Below are 20,937 nucleotides of genomic sequence, written 5' to 3'. Positions count from 1 at the left end.
TAGATAAGCGCGACAACGTTATCGCGCTTCCACACGCGGAAACTGTTTACCAATCCGATTGGCTAACGCTTCAAATTCCTCAGACCAAGCCAAAGCGTCTATTCCATTATGTTCAACAAGTTCCTCATTCGTTTGAAAGGCCATTAGGATCCCCCATCAGCTAGTTGTAATAAATTCATCATACACTAAGTTCAAAAAATTACAACTGTAGTACTAGTCAATCACCCTAAAAAATGAAATAACCTTCTTTTATTTGTGTATGATTTTTCTCAATATAATCCAAGCGATACTCTCTAAAAAGATAGTTTTTCATTGCATCCTGGAATTCTTGGCTAATCTCAGTATCCGTAGATAAAATGATAACTTGGTCACTTAGTTGGTTGAAGAAATATTTTACGAGATGGTTGCGATGAATACTGTCCAGTCTTGCCAATGGTGTATCAATTACAAAAGGTAAAGGCAATCCAGCTGTTTTTGTGAGTGCCCAGATAAATGATAATGCAATGATTTGCTTTTCTCCAGCAGATCGATCTTGAAGATTAATCCTATTTCCTTGAAAATCGAAAATTTGGAATGTGTATTTGTTCTCATCAAATTCAACATCAAAAAACTCTTGATCTTTTCTGATTAATTGATCCAGGATGAATTTAAATTCATTGCGAATTTTTGATGATTTTAGTTTGGTAAATTCGTCAATAAATTCACGGGTTGCTTGAATAATCCTATTCGTATAATCTCTTTTCCTTTGTATGAAAACCCTTTTGTTTAGCTTTTGCTCTATTTGGGCGAATGTTTTTTGTTTGCTCCTCAGTTCCGAATTAAAGGTCATCAAGGATTGCTTATTCATTTTCAATTGATACGACAATTGTCCAATCCGTTGATTGATTTCTGTCAGTTTCTGATCTTCTTCGGAGGTATCAAGAGCATCTGGAGCACCGGATAACTTCTCTTCTAATCGAGATATAACTCCTTTTAGTTTGATTTTTCGTTTAATCATCTCTTTGAGTTCATTTTGGTAACTTACAGGATACTGGGCTAATTTTTCATAATCTCCTTGAGACAAATCGTGAAGAAATTGAAAGTTTTCAAGTTCTTTTGCTTCTTTCATATCATGGATTATTGCCCAAGCTTTTTTTGCAGCTGATTTTAATTGATTGACTTGATAATTTTTCAATAAAGGCAACGATGTTTCTTTTAATTCTTTGATTAATTGATCCATAAATTTTTCGTAAGTCTCAAACTTGGCATTAATTATATTTTTCTTTATCCGATACTTTTTTTCAAGCGAGAGTCGATCTTTCAATTTTTGGATAAATGGGTTCAGGAGTAACAAATGAATATCTCTTTCAACGAACTTTTTAATTTCATCCTCTTTTTTTTGTAAATCTTGTTCATATCTTTCAATGTCTTTTTGAATAATCGCTTTAGAATCTTGATTTTGAATCAATTTTTTTCTACGATCTTGTTCGATAAGCTTACGTTGGGTATTTAAATCCGATAATTCTTCATTGATCTCCCGGTTTAAATTTTGTAGTTGATCTATTTTATCCTTAAGTTGATTGATTTCCATCAATACAGACTTATGTTGTTTATCAGTTGCTGTTTCTGCATACTCTTTTTCATAATCTCTAAGTAAATTTTTTAGATCGTTTTCTTGCTTTTTAAGAATGTTGATAGAGAAAATTTGTTGTATGGCTTTTTTCAGTTCTCCCTGATCCTGTTTATCCACCAAACTTTGAATTTCTTCTCCATCAAATAAAAAAAAGCCAGCAGTATCTAATGGGATTCGATCATTAATAAAGTGATTAAATTGTTCCCCAGTAATACTAGTCAACTCTCTAGTCTCTTGTGTTTTTTGATCCAGTATATAAACTTTTCTATTTTCAGAGATTAAACTTGCGTGGTCATTATATGTAAGGATAACTTCAATTGTAATCAACTCATCATCGTTTTGAAGTGTTAAAGCAACCGAACAGTTACGGATCCCCTCACTAAATGCCTTTTTATTAATAGCGTCACTTAATAATTTTTCATATTCTTTTTTGCTCATTCCTCTACGGGCGAATAAAGCAAGGCAGATTGCTTTCAAAATTGTCGTTTTCCCACTTCCATTTAACCCGCCGATGAGAATCAAATTTTTTCGATAAGGTGGTTGCTGTGGAGGAATATCCAGATCGATTTCTTGTATTCCATAATAAATTTTATAATTATTGAATTTAAGTTTTACAAACTTCATGATTGCTGATCACCTGTCCAGTTTTCAATTTTTTCTTTAAGCAATCCCTTTAATCCATCTCTTCTGGCTTTTTCCTGAAGACTGTAGTTATGTTCTACTTCCATCAGTTCTTTCATATGTTCCGTTTGCACTTTGTTTTTATCGCAACTATCTTTTAGCAATTTTTCTTCTTCTTCCGTTAATCTTATCATTTTTATCCCCCCTTAAAAATTACTTCACAATTAAATATTATAATATATAAGTAAATGTAAGAAAATAATATAATCATGAAATTATTGCAGTTTTTCTATATAAAAGGCATTCTTGTAATGAAAAACAAAGAAAAAGAAAAGTATTTCCTAGGTCAGTAAACCCTTAAATAGCAGAAGAGGTAACTCAAGAATGAATTTTAAATCAACAAAAGAAACAGCAAAACAATCTGCAGTCCTATCTGTTGATCATAATCCAAACGAGAGAATGAGTGAAAAAATCTATTCTTATAGAGGGAGGAATTAATTGTGGAATTGATTTATACTCCTTCCACAAACGATGTAAATGATTACCTATTAGTTAAATATAAATCAGGAAAGAAAATCCTCCATTTAACACCTACATGGATTTTAGAAAGTCACCGAAAAATATTTATTCAACAAAGGATGAATCGGTTAAAAGTTAAAGGGTTCGATGTAAATGAATATATTTATGAGTTTAATAGATGGATAAAGTATATTGTTAAATCCAAATCCTTAACCAAGAGTGAAGTGTTAATTTTAATTAAACGTGCGATTCAAAAGGTTTATCCTCAATCAGAAGAATGGATTACTATTTCAGCAAATTTAGTCAATCTTTTTATGATGTTTAGAAGCAGTAACATGGCAATCGAAGAAATTAATAAGCTTAGTTTTGAAGAATCCTGGGAGATAGTTGTTGAAATTTATCAAGAGTATTTGAGACTTGCTGGAAAGAGACCAGATTTATACTCACGGTTTGTAGATCTTGTTCAGAACAAAGATTTTTATGAATTTGATGAACTGATCATGGACGGACCTTTTCTTTTTTTTAACCATTTACATGAATGTTTAATGAATCGATTTGAACAATTAGGTAAAAAAGTTACTCTCATCGTACCTTTTGAAAGATCTGATCAAGGGGTGAATCAAGCATATGAGATTATTCGTAAAGTGTATAGTACCTATGTACCTGAGAATATGTGGAAAAAAATTGGAACAATTGATCCTGGCTCTTCTTATTTATCTAATGCACCTAAGGTATTATTTTCAGATGGAATAACCTATCGTGACGAAAGTATTTCTTTTTACCAATTTAGTAGTATTGAACAAGAAATTAGTCATATAATCAATTTAATTTCAAAATCTGTAGCTCGTCAGCATATATCTCTTCGTGATGTGGCTATTATCAGTCCACAATCAAAAAAGTTGCGCCCGATGGTCAAGGAGATTGCTGAACAGTATGGATTGGCTTGTATTACTGAAGATAATCAAATTAAACAGCTAACTACTCTTGATTTCATTAAGATTTTGTTTGGTTCTAAAATTGATTTAAGAAAAAGAAACGATGAAGATTTTTTTGATATCAATTTGTTTAAACGAATTTTAAACACTGATTGGTATATAGGTGGAAAAGAAAGCTTGTCCTCTTTTGAAAAAATAGAAACATTTTTTGAAGGATTAGATAAAATTGATGAATGGATTGATCAATTCAATAAATTAAATGAGGTTTATGAGCAAATTGATTTCAGTGATTATTTTTATCATCCACTAAAAGGGGTTAATAAGAAAGAATTAGAGTTATGGCAAACTATTTTAACAGAGATCAAAAGATTTCAGGAGCAATTATTCGACTTAGGAGAAAAGTATATATCTGAATATGTTAATTCATTAAATGAAATCATATCAGAATTAGAGTCCCGTATTAAAACAAAACAAAATGATTATTTCTTTTTTAGGGAAGTCGATAAGTTATTGAAGGAATTTATTCAAATTTCATCAGAAAGCATCCAGATCAAGGTGACAGCTGAAGAATTTGCTGATTTACTCATTCGTTTTGTTTCAGGAGAAATTGAAATTGAGAAAAAACCAGAAGAAGTCGCTGGAAGTAATAAATTGATGGTAACAAGTTTACATAACATTATTTACAAGGAATATAAAGAAATTTATGTCATGCAATTTAATCAAAATTATTATCCGTACTATGAGGAATATAATTGGCCAATGAATACAGATTTAGAAGCTGCAATTTTGTCGGCTACTACTCTCTTAAAAGTTAAAAATGGAAAAGAAATGGAGAAGTTACATGCCGATCGTTTTCGTTATTATTTCTATTGTCTTTTTCAATCCGCCAAAAAGTGTATTCGCTTTTCTTTTTCTAATGACTCATTTGGTAAACCAACTTATCCTTCTCCTTATTTTTTGGAAATCATTAGAAGCTTTGGAGTTGACGTGAATAAAAAAACGGATAAATTGTTAGACGAGTTGGTTCAGGAAAAAATCTTGTACAAAATAATGGGATATGAGGCTAAAGATTATATCGAAGAAGAACTAAAACAATATCCTGTTATTAAACAATTTCCTGACAGTTTAAATTTTGCTGATTTAACAACATATCGTCTATGTGCACGACGTTTTTACTATCTACTCAAGGATCCTGATTCAAATGTATTTTCAAACGAATTTCAGTTGGGTTTTTATTTGGCAAGAAAAGTTTATAAAAATGCAATCCGTTCATTAGTAAACAAGTATAAAGGTAAAGAAATTCCTTGTAATATGTTAAACAGCATAATCAGACTAATTCCTAGATTAGTAAAAAATGCACTTGAAGAGGAACGAAAATGGTTTCCCTTAAGAGAAGATGTAATTAATCAAGCTGCTTATTATGCAAAATTATTCGCTGAAAATTTCATTGGGCAAATATTTACTTGCAATATAAAAAATCCTAAAGTAAAATTTGGGGATTTTATATCTGGTGAAAAGTTTGTAATAGATTTAAATGAAGGAAAAAGGGTAACTGTCAACAAACCAAGTTATGTTATTACAAAAATTTATAATAATAACTACCCGTTTTATGTAGATGATTTTGATACCTTTTTAGTTTGGTCATCCGTTATGGACGAGAAACCTCAATTCTCTTCTTGGTATATGGAAAAACGAAAACAATTAGGTGATTCAAAAATTAAAAGTATAATTGATGAAGCATTACAAACTGATTTATTGAAACAGAGCCCTTCTAAGACTTGCAGCTATTGTCCATATGTAAATCTTTGCAAAAATTTATATCTGAATCATTAAGTCCTGTGGCAAGAGGAAGTAGTTACCTCATTCACTCATCATCCTTACTGGAGTGTATTCTGGTTGCTGCGTAGCAGTGCCTCAACCTTGTGATAAAGGACACATTTGAAAAACAAAAGCTGGAGAAATATCTGTTTTTCACGAGTTAGACTTTTCACGAGATGGTATCTTATCCGTATCAATCGTTGTTCTTGTAGCACCCATTGCAATCATCCGAAACGTGGCCGGTCTGGATTCCAAGATCAGACAGACATCTACTTGGTTTCTTAGAACTTCCGGATGAGCTTGGGATTAATTGTAAACGTTTTTGTGTTTCTGGCTTGCAGGGCTGGATATTTATGAAAATGGCTGAATGCCAGCTGTAGCATGTGGTGGCTTCTAACCAATTTGAATTACTTGGAAAAATTGTTTGCATAAGCAGTTATAATTTGATTTCGCAGGAAAGAAGCTCCGTGAAAATTTTCCACCAAGGACCAAATGTTTCCTTTCCTTTTAAGAATCAAAGAAATGGGATCTTCAGGATATCCCTAGTGTACTTGCTGATCAATCACCTTCGCCTTGTGATCTCAATCGCACTAAGGGCCATTGCCATTTGGCATGAGTAGTCAAAGGGAACAGCCTGCAGGTTAGAATACAAAAGAATGTACTGGGGAGTCAAAGCTACAGGAGGAGAGAGAACTTTCCAAATAATCCTATGATCATTATCTGATCATTATCTAGGGACATCATGAAAAGTCGCCCCTGGACGAGACAAATATTTATTTTTCAAAGAGCAAGTTTTATTTGGAAATTATTGTTTTTAATATCATACAAGTGAGGGTTTTATATGGAATTATCTTCAGAACAGAAAGAGATCATTAATTCTGATGAACGTTTCATTTTAATTAAAGCAGGTGCCGGTGCAGGAAAAACAGAAGTGCTGGTTCAAAGGGTCTTAAGGTTGTTGGAAAAAGATCCGACACTTACTATTACAGATTTTGCTATTATTACATTTACTAATAATTCAACGGAGGAAATGAAAAATCGATTACAAGGAACACTTTATAAAAAACTGAATGTATTGCAAGATGATCAGATCAAAAAACGACTTTGGTATGAATTAGAATTGATTAATACCGCCCAAATTTCGACGATCCATAAGTTTTGTCATACCGTTTTGAATCTCGCAGGTCCATTTCGTTTGGAAAACAACAGTTATTCTCCCAAAGCAAAAATTTCTTCCAGTCAGTTGAGCAAATCTGTTGATAAAGTAATGTCTGATTGGATTAAAAAGCAAAATGGGCAGACACATCCATTAATCAGGATGATGCCGGTATTTCTAATAAAAAAATATTTGAAGATGTTATATGAATCTGTTCGTTCAAAAGGTACTGATATTCAACAAGTTTACGAAAAGACGATGAAATCTTGGGCCTTAAGTAATCCCGATGAACGGGGACAAATAAAAAAAGCATTAGCAGAATTATTATATCTTCTTGAGAAAGAATATGAAGAGAGAAAAGTTTTAAATATTGATGTGGATGACTTGCTAGAATTAACATATAAAGCAATCACCAACATTCCAGATGTAAAAAAAAAGATTGCAAATAGATTTCGTTATATTTTTGTTGATGAATTTCAGGATACCTCTTATTATCAAGCAAAAATATTTCAAATGATTTGCAGTGAAGAAACTGGACCATCGTTATTTGTTGTTGGGGATATTAAACAATCGATTTATCAATTCAGGGGGGCAGATTTACAGTCCTATGACCTTTTTGAAAAATGGATGAAAGAGAGAGGAAAGGTTTATCATCTGTTTACCAATTATCGCTCATCTCTGGGGATTGTTAAATTTGTTAATCGCTTATTTAAAGAAATTCAATCTATGAATGAACCGAAATTTTTATTTGAACCTCTTCAATCTGGAAAAAATGAGGATCATTCTGGTGAGTGCGTGCATTTTATAAATACAAATCAAGAGAATGAGAAAGAGATTGTTATATCATTTTTAAAAACAGTAGAAGAAACGGAATACCCACGTTATGCAATTTTATGTCGTACCAATTCAGTGTTGCATGACTATGAGAAAGCATTAACTAAGGCCGGCATTCCGTTAAAAATTAAAGAAGGCGGCGGTTTTTTTCAGAGAGAAGAGATTATTAATATAAGTCGGATTTTAAACTGGTTGACTACATCCAATAATCTTGTAAAAAAAGAAGAAGTATTGTCAATCAATTGGTTTCAACATAATCATCATAAATTACAACAAGTAGAAAAAGATCTGCGGAAAGTGATATATCACTACAGTGTGGCCCAAATTTTAGAAGAAATATATAAGCATCCAGCATTAAACCTTCGCGGATATTGTAAATACCATGGGTTATTACAAGCCAGGGCCAATTTAGAAAAGTTGAAGGAAATGATAAGATTTCGTTTTTCTGGAGAAAAAATAAGTCTTATTGACTATCTTCAATGGCTTGACAATCAGATTCTGCATAATACAAATGAGCCGCAAGCAACCGTAAATGATAACGGACAAGCTGTTCTATTAACAACAATTCATAGTGCGAAGGGTTTAGAGTATGATTATGTTATTCTTGTAGATTTGGATCGAAAATTAGAGTCAGAACATCTATATCCAAAGATTCTGGTAGACGATGAATCAGGAATTGAATTTAAATTTAATGAGTATACAAATCCTCAAATCATCAAGGCTTCTGATCATTATGATTCAGCATTGGAAAGATATAAAGAAGATTATCTAGCCGAAGAAGCGCGAATTTTATATGTAGCTCTTACAAGGGCAAAACAGAAACTGTATTTGTTAGGTAACTGGAATGAAGATCTTAAAAATAACAAAAATCGATACAGCAAGTGGTTGAGGATTGTAAAAAGTGATAAATAGCCTCCTGCTCAAAGAGGCTATTTCTTTATAGAGGTTATTCTTTTGGCCATTTTTAAACACATCTCTTTAAAATAAAGAATCAAAAGTCTATTTTCAAAATGGTTTTATTGAATGAATATGTGTTCTATTATAGACTATTTTTATCCTTGTTTTTTTAGATTCATTTTATATATTATTATATTTATGTTTTATCAATTGAATTATAATAATTTATAATTTTAAAGTAGAATATTTGACGGAGGAACCAACCATGTTGTGTATTTTCGAAGAGAATGAGATTTTTTCAAAAGCAAAAGAAAGAATCAAAGAAGTTTACCTATCAGATGAACGCCCATGGGTAGTAGGATTTAGTGGTGGTAAAGATTCTACGGCTGTAGTACAACTCGTTTTTTCGGCCTTGTCAGAGCTGAAAAAAGAACAACTAAAAAAAATGGTATATATTATTTCTTCTGATACGCTTGTAGAAACCCCGTTAATCATTGATTTGATCACCCGTACATTGGGTAAAATTCAAGATGAAGCAATTAAACGGGGACTGCCTATTGAAACAAATAAGGTAAAACCAGATATAAGTAAAACTTTTTGGGTCTCCCTGATCGGCAGAGGTTATCCAACTCCTAGGCAGAAGTTTCGGTGGTGCACTGATCGCTTAAAAATTGAACCTGCCAACAAATTTATTATTGATCAGGTATCAAAATATGGCGAAGTAATTATGGTATTAGGTGTTCGAGAGAAAGAAAGTAGTACACGAGCTGGAGTCATTCGTTCACACAGTGTTGAAGGTAAACTTTTGATGCGCCATTCAACTCTTCCCAATGCTTTTGTTTTTGCACCGATTAAAGATTTTACAGTTGATGATGTGTGGCAATATTTATTAGAAAATGAATCACCATGGGGAAGTGATAATCACTATTTGCTTCAGCTATACCAAGATTCTAATTCTGAATGCCCCTTAATGATCGATAAAGAGATAAAAGAGAGCGCCGGCTCATGTGGTAATAGCCGTTTTGGGTGCTGGACCTGCACTGTTGTAAAAGAGGACAAAGCTTTAAGTGGTTTTATCAATAATGGAGAAGAATGGTTAAAGCCTTTACTTGAGTTTCGTAATTATTTGATTAGTATTCGATCTGATCGCAGTTTAAGACAGAAACAAAGAACAAATGGACGAATTTATTTGATTTCTGCTCCAAACGATATGCAAATTCCAAAAGAAAACCAAATCCCCATTGAAAAATTGGGAGATTATCTAAAAAGGGAAAATATTGATTTGGCAGAGGTTGAAGAATTGGACTTATTTGTAGAAACAAAAGATGGTCTAAAGCAGCTAGGATTAGGGCCGTTTACACTAAAAGCACGTGAAATTATTCTTAAAAAACTACTTATGACTCAGAAAGAGATTCAAAAAAAATACAAAGGATTTCTAGAATTAATCAGTATTGAAGAAATGAAGTATATTCGTCATTTATGGAGAAAAGAAGGAGATTGGGAAGATAAAGTTCCAAAAATTTATTATGAAGTGACCGGTAAAGAGATTGATTGGGAACAAGATGAGCGTCCTACATTTGAAAAAGAACAAATAACTGATTTAGAGCGACTCTGTCTTGAATCGGGTATCAATGTTACTTTAATAAAAAAATTAATCAATATCGAAAGAGATTATGCAGGCTATAAGATTAGAAGAGGTTTGTTTCAAGAATTTGACAAAGTATTAGGGCAAGATGCATTGCACTTATAAAGGATGATTAATAATGAAGTTACATAATGTAATTTTGTATAACATTGGAGTATATTATGGAGAGCATTCATTTTTTTTAGATCATACTCCAAATAAGAAAAATATTATTTTGATTGGAGGAAAAAACGGATCTGGCAAAACAACACTACTAGAATCAATAAAATTAGCTTTATTTGGATCGCTTTCTTATGGTTTTCGTTCTGAAACTGAAGGCTATAAAGAAAAAATCCTATCTCTTTGGAATAGAAAAGCAAAAATAAATGGGCAGAATACATGTAAAATTTCAGTGACTATTTTACAAGTTGAGGATTACAAGAAAAATGTATTTCAAATAACGAGAGTATGGGATTTGAAAGAAAATCGGTTTAAAGAGAATTTGTATGTATATAAGAATAACAATCTCTTAAGTACATTAGAGGCTGAGAACTTTCAAAATAAGTTAAAAGAAGAAATCCCGCCTCGTTTATTTGAGCTGACTTTGTTTGATGGGGAAGAAATTCATAAATTAATTAATCATGGTCATTTAAATTCGTATCTGAAAGAGATGAGTTCGATCTTATTTAATTTAGATTTGTTCGAAAAACTTGAAACTGATTTAAAAGATTATAAAACAATCTTATATACGAAAAAAAATCTGTCTGATTCTGAAAAGAAGTTAAAAATAACTAGCGATCAAATCGAAGTAATAGCAGATAAAAAAATTCATCTTGAGAAAAAATACCGGGCATTAAAAAATCAACTACAACGCAGTGAGGAACTTTTAGCTGAGAAAAAAGTCCAATTTCACAATTTAGGCGGGCTTCATAACGAAGAAAAAGAGAACCTAATTGAAGAAGAAAAAAAGATTGAACAAAAAAGACAAAATAACCATGAAAAAATTAAAAAATTTATTTCTAATGAACTTCCATTTTTTTTAAATAAACCACTTCTTTCCGAAGTTGTTAAACAGATGGAACATGAACGGAAGAATGAAGCAATTTCTTACCTAAAAGAATTGGTTGATCAATCTAAAGTAAGAGAAGCGTTGCTTGACCATTTTCAAGATAATCAATCATTATTGGTCCACGAACTATATGAGAAAATGCTAGTTTTTATACAAAAGCATATACAAGAAGAAAAAATTTCATTGATCCATCAACCCTCAAGTCTTCAATTAAGCGAAGTTTTACATATGCAAAAAGCATTGATGCAAGTGAAAGCAAAGGACTATATTCAACTGTATAATGATAATCAGCAATTACTAAAAAAATCTCAAGAGATAAGAAAATTAATTGAATTAAACAACGAAGCATTGGACTTGAAAGAGTTATTGAACGAAATTGAAGAAACGACAATATTTACTGAGCAATTACGTATAGAAATAGAAACTGTAAACAAAGAGATAAAGATTGTGAACGAAAAAATCGAGAAGTTATTAAAAGAAAAGAATAGATATAAGGAAAGAATGAAGGTTGAAAAAAAATCTAGTAGTACAGTATATCTGTCTGAACAAATTATGGAAATCAGTAAAAAATTTAGACGAATTCAATTCCAAAAGAAGTTGAAGCAGGTTGAAATAGAAGCAATCAAAATGGTGAATTCGTTGTTTAGGAAAAAACCATTTATTAATGAGATTCAGATTGATCCAGACACATTTGAAGTGGAACTTTATGATCAGGATTTGATGAGAATTAAGATAGATCATTTGTCCTCTGGTGAAAAAGAGTTGTTGATTTTGTGTTTAATATGGGCGGTGTTTCGTGTTTCGGGAAGAAAACTACCTTTTGTTTTTGATACCTTGTTTGGTCGACTAGACTTCGAACATCGTCATGCATTAATTAAGAAGCTTTTGCCTGAAATGGGTGAACAAATTATTATACTGTCTACCAACACTGAAATAGATGAACATCTTTATACTCTATTATTCCCATACATCGCCAGAGAATATACATTAGAATATCATCATAGCAAAAATAGCACTAAAATAATCCCGGATCAGTATTTTTCGTTGACCAAAACGGAGATGAGAACATGAATTATCGCTTGCATACATCAAAAACAGCTGAAGAATATTTAAAACAGCTTCATATGGTATTAAATATTACACCAAATATTATTGCAAGGATCGCAGTTGCTTTATCTCTTCGAGATCCAACACCGATCGAATTGTCGGAACCTGATCGATCTGGTATGGAGTTTAATCGCAGTACATTAACCGGAGAATATGATTATTTATTCAAATGTTTAATTGCTCAACATCTTGGAAAATCAATATCCGATGAAGAATATTTTCCTAATCTTTTTAATGCACATCTCGAAAGAGGAATTCGCATTTTGAAAAATGAGTACAAGATGGCAGGCAACTCTGAGAAGTTGTTTCGTACATTAATTCTCATGGGTGATGATTCATAATGATTTATTTTGATAATAGCGCAACAACTAAAGTAGCTTCTTCAGTACTGGAAGAGATGCTCCCTTATCTAAAGGAAGAGTATGGAAATCCCTCTAGCAAGTTTTATTCCCTAGCTGTAAATGCCCAAAACGCTGTGAAGTTGGCTCGAAAACGATTGGCAACACTTCTAGGTTGTGATGATGACGAAATAATATTTACGAGTGGAGCTACAGAAAGCAATAATATGGTAATCAAAGGTGTAGCTAATACCTATAGTGAACAGGGAAACCATATTATAACATCCCAAACGGAACATCCATCTGTGCTAGAGACTTGCCAATATTTAGAGTCTAAAGGTTGGAAAGTTACTTACCTGGGTGTAGACCAATTTGGCAGAATAAATATTCAAGATCTGGAGAACGCCATTAAAAAAAACAAACCCATTTTAGTCAGTATAATTTGGGGAAATAACGAGGTCGGATCACTGAACGAAATTGAAAAAATTGCTTCAATCTGTAGAGAACATCAAGTGTTTTTTCATACAGATGCCACACAAGTTTGTGGGAAAATCTCAATTAACTTAAAAGAATTACCTGGAATACGATTCTTATCAATGTCCGGACATAAAATTCACGGACCTAAGGGAGTAGGAGTTTGCTTCATACGGAAACAGCTTGCCAATGTGAAAACAAAATTAACCCCTTTGCTTCATGGAGGTTCTCAAGAAGACGGCTATCGTAGCGGAACTTTAGCAGTACATAATATTGTCGGATTAGGAAAAGCAGCTGAATTGGCAAATGAGAATCTAGACAGAAATATAGAGAAATTGATGTTTCTAGAACAAAAATTAACTAAAATCTTAAAGGATCGGTTTGGAGATCATATTCAATTAAATCATGACAACAAAAAGAAAATTCCAGGAATTTTAAGTGTAAGATTTGTAAGGAAAAATAATGAAGTTTTGATTAAAAAATTGGCTCCTTATATTGCTTTATCAACAGGTTCAGCCTGTAGTTCTGGAAAACCAAGTCATGTTTTACAGGCAATGGGCAAGTCATTAGAAGAGATTAGGCAAACTGTACGCATTTCATTATCTCCGGAAAATACTCTTGAAGAACTTGAGATATTTAATAGACTTTGAGACGAGTAAAAGCCCCGTATTGTAATGGGGCTTTTATGTTTACCAATCAATTATTTTTTCTCTTTCATTCGGGAAAAAAGCGCAGCCAGGATGGAGCCGGAAATGTTGTGCCAAACACTGAAGATAGCACTGGGAACCGCTGCTAACGGACTGAAATTGCTCATGGCGATGGCTACCCCCAATCCTGAATTCTGAATGCCAACTTCCATGGTTATGGCTTTGCGCTTGGCCAAGTCCATTTTAAAGAGTTTGGCCATCAGATAGCCCAATAAAAAGCCGATTCCGTTATGCAGAACAACAACCATAAAAATCAGTAATCCGGATTGTGCCAGTTGTTGCTGGCTCCCGGCGATGACTGCGGAAATGATAATAATGATCGTGATTACAGTTACGATCGGCAATACTTTTTCACTGGCCTTGGCAAACGGTCTGAAAAACGATTTGATAATCAGTGCCAGTATGATAGGAATAATGACTACCTGAACAATGGATCCGATCAGATTTAACGGATCAATATAAGTCCATTTCCCTGCAAACAGGATGATCAGGAGTGGTGTTACGATGGGGGACAGGATGGTGGAAACGGAGGCGATCGAAACTGCCAAAGCAACATCTCCTTTTGCCAGGAAGGTCATTACGTTGGAAGCGGTTCCGCTGGGGCAACTGCCGACTAAAATGACTCCGATTGCTACCTCTGGAGGAAGTCGCAGCAAAACAGACAGAAAAAAGGCTACGAGCGGCATAATTACAAAATGCCCGATTACTCCAATTGTAACTTCTTTCGGCCTGCGAAACACTTCTTTAAAATCATCAACAGTCAACGTCAAGCCCATTCCAAACATAACGATTCCTAGTAATATGGGAATATAAGGGCTGATCCAGACAAAGTAATCAGGTTTATAAAAAGCACAAACCGAGATAAGCAATACCCAAAACGGAAATGTATTTCCCAGAAATTTTCCGAATTTCTCAATTACATTCAAGCTATTCCATCTCCTCATCCATATATTTCTTTTTAACTATGAATTGTTCATAAAGATCTGTCAACAAGATTGCAATCCGGACAAGGCAACAAAACTAACGAAACTTTATTATCTGTTAAATTTTTATACTATGACATAAATTATAATCGCAAAGAAATGACATTTTGGAAAAATGAGTGAATATTTACATAAGGTTCCATAAGGTATTGTTATTTCAAATGTGTTTTTTTGTATTTGTTATTGAAAAACAAATTTTGCTTTTACCAGTAATAATATAAAGGCCGTTTTATTAGTGGACAGGCAGGTCCCCCCTGACTAAAGCAGCTAATAAGACCCGGCAAATCCCCGACAGCGTTTTTTATGGGGTAACCAGGTCTTTTTATATTGTTTTGCAAAGTTTGGTAGGCAAGCTGTCATAAATCAATAGCAGAACGCAGCGCTTAATCCAATTGGCAGTCAATCAACTTTTAATTACTGAGTCTGTCCTAGCAAACAACTGGTCTTTCATTCAGGAAAGGGAGTGCTGTTTCAAATCAGCCATCATATGGATCAGTCAATTTGTATCCAAACTTAAAAAGCCTGGTAGGGTACAAAGAACTATAGGGAAGTGGTAGAGTTGGCAAAGGATACGATTTTTTTTACCGGGCATGCCAAGTTACCATCTGCGATTACCGCCTACAAGATTTACGAAGTGATTGCAATCAGTGCGGAAGTAAATCCTGATACAGGGGAAATTGTTCATCTTGATTGTACCTTGGCAACAGGTTTGGCAAGGCGTTTTGTAAGTGAATTGGCTATCGGTTACAAGTTGGGCGATGATATTGATGAACTGGTGGAACGTCTGGAAGCAAGATATTACGGAAGCGCTCGAAAGGCGCTTATTGCTGCATTTAAAAGCATAAACGAAAAGTATCTGGAATGGAAAGTATCCCAACAACAGGGATTGCCAGCAAGTTCTGCCGTTCCAAAACATATCTGATTGATCATATATAATCGCCACTTTATTAGCAAGCAATCAGGAACACCCTGACTGCAATATCAGCTAATAAGACCTGGCATATCCCTAACCATATTGATAGGGGATAGTCAGGTCTTTTTATATATCTTTGGTTGTAGTTGTAAATGTGTATTTGTTCACAAAGTTGGCACAAGTATATTTTCAAACATCCATGAGGGGGGATAGAAGTGACAGAGAATCGGATTCAGCGATCAGAGTTACTGGAAAAGGTTATGCCAGCCACCGAGGCTGCCAAGCTGGTCAAAAATGGCATGAATATAGGAACCAGCGGTTTTACCCCTGCCGGTTATCCCAAAGCAGTGCCCTTGGCCTTGGCTGAACGAGCCAGGGAAGAACAGTTGAAGATCAACCTGTGGACCGGAGCTTCCGTTGGTGATGAACTGGATGGAGCTTTGACCCGGGCTGGGGTCATTGCCAAGAGGCTTCCTTATCAGACAAACAAATCCATTCGGAATGCCATTAACGAAAGAAAAGTGCAGTATATTGATTTAAATTTGAGCCAGACACCCCAGCAGGCCCGTTATGGCTTTTTTGGCCACCTGGATCTGGCCATCGCTGAGGCAGTGGCCATAACTCCTGAGGGTAACCTGATCCCCAGCACTTCTATTGGTAATACACCTACTTTTGTACAGATGGCCGACAAGGTGATTGTTGAGATAAACACCAGCCAGCCGTTAGAGCTTGAAGGCATGCATGACATTTATATTCCCGCAGATCCGCCTGCTCGTCAGCCGATCCCGTTGACACGGGTTGACGAGCAGATCGGAACCCCTTATATCCCCTGCGATCCAGGCAAAATCGCAGCGATCGTCATAACCGACATCCAGGATGATGTCCGGCCTCTGGTGCCCATAAATGAGGTCAGCCAGCGGATGGCCGATCACCTGATCAGTTTCCTGCATAACGAAATCAAACATAATCGATTGCCAAAAAATCTTCTGCCTTTGCAATCCGGAGTGGGAAGCGTGGCTAATGCTGTTCTGGCAGGCATGGTCAACTCGGACTTCAATGATCTGGAATTATACTCCGAGGTCATCCAGGATTCTGTCCTGGATCTTCTGGATGCCGGCAAGCTTCGTTTTGCCTCAGGTACTTCCCTGACATTATCTGAGAAAGGAGTACGCCGTTTCAAGGAAAATATCAGAAACTATCGTCAGAAGATCATTCTCAGACCCCAGGAGATCAGCAATAATCCGGAAATTGCCCGCCGACTGGGGGTGATTGCCATGAATACGGCTCTTGAAGCGGATATCTATGGCAATGTCAATTCTACCCATGTCATGGGTTCACGCATGATAAATGGCATCGGCGGTTCCGGCGATTTTGCCAGTTCCGCCTACCTGACCATTTTTACCACGGCCTCCACGGCCCGCGATGGTGCCATTTCCTGCGTGGTGCCCATGGTTTCCCATGTTGACCATACCGAACACAATGTCCATGTAATTATCACTGAATGGGGTGTTGCCGACCTGCGCAACAAAAGTCCGTTGGAGCGGGCCAGATTGATTATTGATCATTGCGCCCATCCCGATTATCGTCCCTTGCTGCAAGATTATCTTGACAAAGCTTTGCGTAAAGGAGGACACATCCCCCATTACTTGCCGGAAGCCTTGTCCTGGCATGTTCGTTTCCAGGAAACTGGCAGTATGAAACCTGTTTAGAGGAGGTTTTGAAATGGTAAAAAAAGATAATTTGCAGGCTGTTGCCGAAGCCAAAAACAAATGGGAAACGGGTACGCTGCAAAAAACAATCGGCAAATACCCGGAAAGACATTCTGACTTTATGACGGTCTCCGGTTCCCCGGTGGAACGCCTGTACACGCCGCAGGATATTGAAGAACTGGATTATCTGGAAGATCTCGGGTTCCCTGGTGAATATCCCTACACTCGTGGCGTGCAGCCCACCATGTACCGGGGACGCCTTTGGACCATGCGCCAATACGCCGGTTTTGGCACGGCTGTCGAATCCAACCAGCGTTACAAATATCTTCTGTCACAGGGACAAACAGGTTTAAGTGTAGCCTTTGATTTACCCACCCAGATTGGTTATGACTCTGACCATCCCATGGCCGAAGGGGAAGTAGGCAAAGTGGGAGTAGCTGTTTCCTCCCTGGGCGATATGGAGGTTCTTTTTGATGAAATCCCCCTGGGCAAGGTCAGCACTTCCATGACCATCAATGCGTCGGCCGCCGTACTTCTGTGCATGTATATGGCCGTGGCAGAAAAGCAGGGGGTACCCTGGAAAGATTTGCGCGGAACCATTCAGAATGACGTTTTAAAAGAATATTCCGCCCGCGGCACCTACATTTTCCCACCCAGTCCTTCCATGCGTCTGATCACCGACATATTTGCCTTTTGTTCCAAGGAAGTGCCAAGATGGAACACGATCAGTATCAGCGGTTACCATATTCGGGAAGCCGGCAGCACAGCCGCCCAGGAAATTGCCTTTACTCTGGCCGACGGCATTGCCTATGTTGAGGCAGCTCTCAAGGCTGGCCTTCATGTTGATGATTTTGGCCCACGGCTGTCCTTCTTCTTCGCCTCCCATAATGACGTATTGGAAGAAATCGCGAAGTTCCGGGCAACCCGGCGTCTTTGGGCCCGGATCATGAAGGAACGCTTTGGTGCCAAAAATCCACGTTCCATGAAGGTACGTTTCCACACGCAAACCTGTGGCCACACCCTGACAGCACAGCAACCCTTGAACAATATTGTTCGTGTTACCCTGCAAGCGTTAGCAGCTGTTCTTGGCGGAACCCAATCCCTGCATACCAATTCTTATGATGAAGCTCTGGGACTGCCTACGGAAGAAGCGGTTCGCATTGCTCTGAGGACGCAGCAGATTATCGGGTATGAAAGCAACGTTGCTGAGACCATCGATCCTCTGGCCGGCTCCTACTATATTGAGAGCATGACCAATCGCCTGGAAAAAGAAGCTGCCGATTACATCAGGAAGATTGATGATCTGGGCGGTGCAGTCAAAGCGATCGAACAGGGCTATATCCAGAGAGAAATCCAGGATAGCGCCTACCGTTACCAGCAGGAAATTGAATCCGGCCGGCGGACTATCATCGGTGTCAATAAATTCCAGGTAGAAGAAAAATCCAGGTCAAAAATCATGAAAGTTGATCCGGCTGTGGGCCAATCCCAGGCACAGCGCCTGAAACAGCTGCGTAAAGAGCGGGATAACAGGGAGGTTAAACGTTGCCTGGCCGAACTGCGACGAGGGGCTAGGACTGATGAGAACCTGATTCCGCCCATATACCGGGCTGTCAAGGCTTATGCAACCCTTGGCGAAATTTGTGATGTCCTGAGGGATGTTTTCGGTGAATATCGACCCACGGAAATTGTTTAGGAGAAAGAAGGAGGGTTCCTAAAAATGCGTAAGATACGTGTCCTTGTGGCGAAAGTAGGCCTCGACGGCCACGACCGCGGAGCCAAAGTGATTGCCCGTGCTTTTCGGGATGCCGGTATGGAGGTAATTTATACCGGAATTCGGCAAACACCGGAACAGGTGGTTGCCGCAGCGATTCAGGAAGATGTGGATGTAGTGGGACTGAGCAGCCTCTCCGGTGGGCACGAACTTCTCTTTCCCCGGGTGGCCAAGCTGGTAAAGGAACAAATGGGGGACCAGGTTCTGGTGATTGGCGGCGGAGTAATCCCTGAAGATGAAATTCCGGCTCTAAAAGAAGCCGGTATTGCTGCCGTCTTTGGTCCGGGGACGTCCTTGAAGGAAATTATCGACTTTGTTCACACTCATGTGAACCGGGCCAGTTAAGGCTGAAGGAATGAACTCTTTAAAGTCCCGGCCGGGCTTTAAGGATAAGGGGGAAAAATGATGGGATCTCATGCGCTGGAACAATTGCTCCAGGAGTTTTATCGGGGGAGCAAAATGGCAGCAGCCAGGATCATCTCCCTGGTAGAAAGGAATGACCCTGCCGGCAGGGAGATTTTAAAACAGCTTTACAGCAAAAGTGGACAGGGATACATCATTGGCATTACCGGGCCGGCCGGGAGTGGCAAGAGCACCTTGACCGATTCCCTGGTGAAATTGCTGCGGCAGCAGAATCGCCGTGTGGGGGTGGTGGCTGTTGACCCCACCAGCCCCTTTACCGGCGGGGCTCTGCTGGGTGACCGGGTGCGAATGGGAGAATTGTCCCTGGATTCTGAGGTTTTTATACGCAGTATGGGGACACGCGGAAATCTGGGAGGTTTATCGTGGGCGGCCCGGGATGCTCTGGTAGTGCTCGATGCTTTCGGCTGTGACTATCTGTTTGTGGAAACGGTAGGTGCCGGTCAGTCCCAGGTAGATGTGGCGCGGGTGGCCGATACGGTCATCATGGTTGATGTCCCCGGTCTGGGAGACGATATCCAGGCGGCCAAGGCAGGCATTATGGAGATTGGAGATATCTTTGTTGTCAATAAGGCTGACCGTGGTGATGCCGACAAGTTGGTGCGTTATCTTCAGTCAACTTTGGAGTTGGGACAACAAAATGACGATGAATGGCAGCCTCCGGTACTCAAGACTATTGCCTGGCAGGGTACGGGGGTTGAGGATGTGCTGAAGGGGATTATGGCACATCGACGGCATCTGGAGCAGTCGGGACTCATAGTTAGCCGGCGAAAGCAACGGCTGAAAGAAGAGGTCATACTCCAGGTGGAGCGGTTGGTTCAGATGCGGCTAAGTGAAGGGTTCCAGTCCGAAGAAGTCTTGTCCAGGGTATATTGCCGGGAACTTGATCCCTGGACAGCAGCAAAAACAATGATTAACAGTCTGTCAGGCAAAAAGTGTGAAGCAAGAAATCCATAAGATGAGTTTATCTCAAAACAATTTTCCACTTTCAGTTAAGGAGGTTCAGACAAATGATAGTTTTGTGTGTAGATCATATCGGGATTGCTGTCAAGAGCCTTGAGGAGGCGTTGCCCTTTTATGAAGAGATTCTGGGGATAAAGTGCCAAGGGACCGAAGAGGTGGCCGAACAGAAGGTGAAGACAGCTTTCCTGCCGGTAGGGGACAGTGAACTGGAGTTGCTGGAGTCAACTGATCCGGATGGGCCTATCGCCAAACACATTGCCAAATGCGGGCAAGGGATCCAGCATATTGCCCTGCGTGTGGATAATATCGAAGTGGCCTTGGCTGAATTAAGGGAAAAAGGCATCCGGCTGATCGACGAGAAACCGCGCTATGGAGCCGGGGGCGCACGGATCGCTTTTGTTCATCCCAAGGCAACAAACGGGATCCTGCTGGAATTATCTGAACGCCAAACAAAGTGAGGGAAAGCA

Annotated in this window: 15 protein-coding genes and 1 pseudogene; 12 read left to right on the top strand and 4 right to left on the bottom strand. The window is 37.7% G+C overall.

What is annotated here, in order from left to right:
• Positions 1-21: 21 nt before the first annotated feature.
• The 3 genes and pseudogenes from H2C83_RS18180 to H2C83_RS13885 all read right to left on the bottom strand — a co-directional run.
• A pseudogene (locus tag H2C83_RS18180) lies at positions 22-144 on the bottom strand (IS701 family transposase); the annotation flags it as partial.
• Between the two features lie 82 nt (positions 145-226).
• Positions 227-2,236 carry a DNA sulfur modification protein DndD gene (gene dndD, locus H2C83_RS13890; RefSeq protein WP_181741782.1) on the bottom strand — a complete coding sequence of 670 codons (2,010 nt, stop codon included), beginning with the start codon at positions 2,234-2,236 and terminating at the stop codon, positions 227-229.
• The gene (locus H2C83_RS13885; protein ID WP_181741780.1) at positions 2,233-2,427 is read right to left on the bottom strand and encodes a hypothetical protein; all 195 of its coding nucleotides are present in this window, start codon (positions 2,425-2,427) and stop codon (positions 2,233-2,235) included. Before H2C83_RS13885 ends, dndD (H2C83_RS13890) begins: the two co-directional genes overlap by 4 nt.
• Positions 2,428-2,733: 306 nt before the next feature.
• Here H2C83_RS13885 and H2C83_RS13880 point away from each other — a divergent pair, with 306 nt between their 5' ends.
• From H2C83_RS13880 to H2C83_RS13855, 6 genes are all read left to right on the top strand, one after another.
• Positions 2,734-5,520 (top strand): PD-(D/E)XK nuclease family protein, encoded by a 2,787-nt coding sequence (locus H2C83_RS13880; protein WP_181741779.1) that lies wholly within the window; start codon positions 2,734-2,736, stop codon positions 5,518-5,520.
• An 826-nt stretch (positions 5,521-6,346) separates the two neighbouring features.
• Positions 6,347-8,407, top strand: coding sequence for a UvrD-helicase domain-containing protein (locus H2C83_RS13875; protein ID WP_181741777.1), 2,061 nt, complete (start codon positions 6,347-6,349; stop codon positions 8,405-8,407).
• A 250-nt stretch (positions 8,408-8,657) separates the two neighbouring features.
• Positions 8,658-10,142 carry a DNA phosphorothioation system sulfurtransferase DndC gene (dndC, locus tag H2C83_RS13870; RefSeq protein WP_181741775.1) on the top strand — a complete coding sequence of 495 codons (1,485 nt, stop codon included), beginning with the start codon at positions 8,658-8,660 and terminating at the stop codon, positions 10,140-10,142.
• Between the two features lie 13 nt (positions 10,143-10,155).
• A complete protein-coding gene (gene dndD / locus H2C83_RS13865; protein ID WP_181741773.1) occupies positions 10,156-12,156 on the top strand; it encodes a DNA sulfur modification protein DndD in 2,001 nt (666 codons plus the stop codon).
• Positions 12,153-12,533, top strand: coding sequence for a DNA sulfur modification protein DndE (gene dndE / locus H2C83_RS13860; protein ID WP_181741771.1), 381 nt, complete (start codon positions 12,153-12,155; stop codon positions 12,531-12,533). The genes dndD (H2C83_RS13865) and dndE overlap by 4 nt, the downstream gene beginning before the upstream one ends.
• Positions 12,533-13,654, top strand: coding sequence for a cysteine desulfurase family protein (locus H2C83_RS13855; protein WP_181741769.1), 1,122 nt, complete (start codon positions 12,533-12,535; stop codon positions 13,652-13,654). The genes dndE and H2C83_RS13855 overlap by 1 nt, the downstream gene beginning before the upstream one ends.
• Before the next feature lie 50 nt (positions 13,655-13,704).
• On the opposite strand, the gene H2C83_RS13850 is transcribed toward H2C83_RS13855, so the two are convergent.
• Positions 13,705-14,637 (bottom strand): bile acid:sodium symporter family protein, encoded by a 933-nt coding sequence (locus tag H2C83_RS13850; protein ID WP_181741767.1) that lies wholly within the window; start codon positions 14,635-14,637, stop codon positions 13,705-13,707.
• A 616-nt stretch (positions 14,638-15,253) separates the two neighbouring features.
• Between H2C83_RS13850 and H2C83_RS13845 the strand changes: the two genes are divergently transcribed.
• From H2C83_RS13845 to mce, 6 genes are all read left to right on the top strand, one after another.
• Positions 15,254-15,616: a DUF3870 domain-containing protein gene (locus tag H2C83_RS13845; RefSeq protein ID WP_181741765.1), complete on the top strand. Its 363-nt coding sequence runs from the start codon at positions 15,254-15,256 to the stop codon at positions 15,614-15,616.
• 206 nt (positions 15,617-15,822) lie between these two features.
• The gene (gene scpC, locus H2C83_RS13840; RefSeq protein ID WP_312853930.1) at positions 15,823-17,316 is read left to right on the top strand and encodes a succinyl-CoA:acetate CoA-transferase ScpC; all 1,494 of its coding nucleotides are present in this window, start codon (positions 15,823-15,825) and stop codon (positions 17,314-17,316) included.
• A 13-nt stretch (positions 17,317-17,329) separates the two neighbouring features.
• Positions 17,330-19,009 (top strand): acyl-CoA mutase large subunit family protein, encoded by a 1,680-nt coding sequence (locus tag H2C83_RS13835; protein WP_181741763.1) that lies wholly within the window; start codon positions 17,330-17,332, stop codon positions 19,007-19,009.
• A gap of 24 nt (positions 19,010-19,033) precedes the next feature.
• Positions 19,034-19,432: a cobalamin B12-binding domain-containing protein gene (locus H2C83_RS13830; protein ID WP_181741761.1), complete on the top strand. Its 399-nt coding sequence runs from the start codon at positions 19,034-19,036 to the stop codon at positions 19,430-19,432.
• A gap of 57 nt (positions 19,433-19,489) precedes the next feature.
• Positions 19,490-20,464 (top strand): methylmalonyl Co-A mutase-associated GTPase MeaB, encoded by a 975-nt coding sequence (meaB, locus tag H2C83_RS13825; protein WP_246333925.1) that lies wholly within the window; start codon positions 19,490-19,492, stop codon positions 20,462-20,464.
• A gap of 53 nt (positions 20,465-20,517) precedes the next feature.
• Positions 20,518-20,928 (top strand): methylmalonyl-CoA epimerase, encoded by a 411-nt coding sequence (gene mce / locus H2C83_RS13820; protein ID WP_181741760.1) that lies wholly within the window; start codon positions 20,518-20,520, stop codon positions 20,926-20,928.
• The last annotated feature ends 9 nt before the right edge of the window (positions 20,929-20,937 follow it).

This window comes from Thermoactinomyces mirandus (assembly GCF_013868055.1).
GTDB classification, from domain to species: domain Bacteria; phylum Bacillota; class Bacilli; order Thermoactinomycetales; family Thermoactinomycetaceae; genus Thermoactinomyces; species Thermoactinomyces mirandus.
Note: the sequence above shows the minus strand (reverse complement) of the source record. Positions and strands in the feature narration are given on the sequence as shown.

Coding starts and splice junctions, on each gene's coding strand:
- dndD (WP_181741782.1), bottom strand. CDS start 2,236: ATGAAGTTTGTAAAACTTAAATTCAATAATTATAAAATTTATTATGGA.
- H2C83_RS13885 (WP_181741780.1), bottom strand. CDS start 2,427: ATGATAAGATTAACGGAAGAAGAAGAAAAATTGCTAAAAGATAGTTGC.
- H2C83_RS13875 (WP_181741777.1), top strand. CDS start 6,347: ATGGAATTATCTTCAGAACAGAAAGAGATCATTAATTCTGATGAACGT.
- dndC (WP_181741775.1), top strand. CDS start 8,658: ATGTTGTGTATTTTCGAAGAGAATGAGATTTTTTCAAAAGCAAAAGAA.
- dndD (WP_181741773.1), top strand. CDS start 10,156: ATGAAGTTACATAATGTAATTTTGTATAACATTGGAGTATATTATGGA.
- dndE (WP_181741771.1), top strand. CDS start 12,153: ATGAATTATCGCTTGCATACATCAAAAACAGCTGAAGAATATTTAAAA.
- H2C83_RS13855 (WP_181741769.1), top strand. CDS start 12,533: ATGATTTATTTTGATAATAGCGCAACAACTAAAGTAGCTTCTTCAGTA.
- H2C83_RS13835 (WP_181741763.1), top strand. CDS start 17,330: ATGGTAAAAAAAGATAATTTGCAGGCTGTTGCCGAAGCCAAAAACAAA.
- H2C83_RS13830 (WP_181741761.1), top strand. CDS start 19,034: ATGCGTAAGATACGTGTCCTTGTGGCGAAAGTAGGCCTCGACGGCCAC.
- meaB (WP_246333925.1), top strand. CDS start 19,490: ATGATGGGATCTCATGCGCTGGAACAATTGCTCCAGGAGTTTTATCGG.
- mce (WP_181741760.1), top strand. CDS start 20,518: ATGATAGTTTTGTGTGTAGATCATATCGGGATTGCTGTCAAGAGCCTT.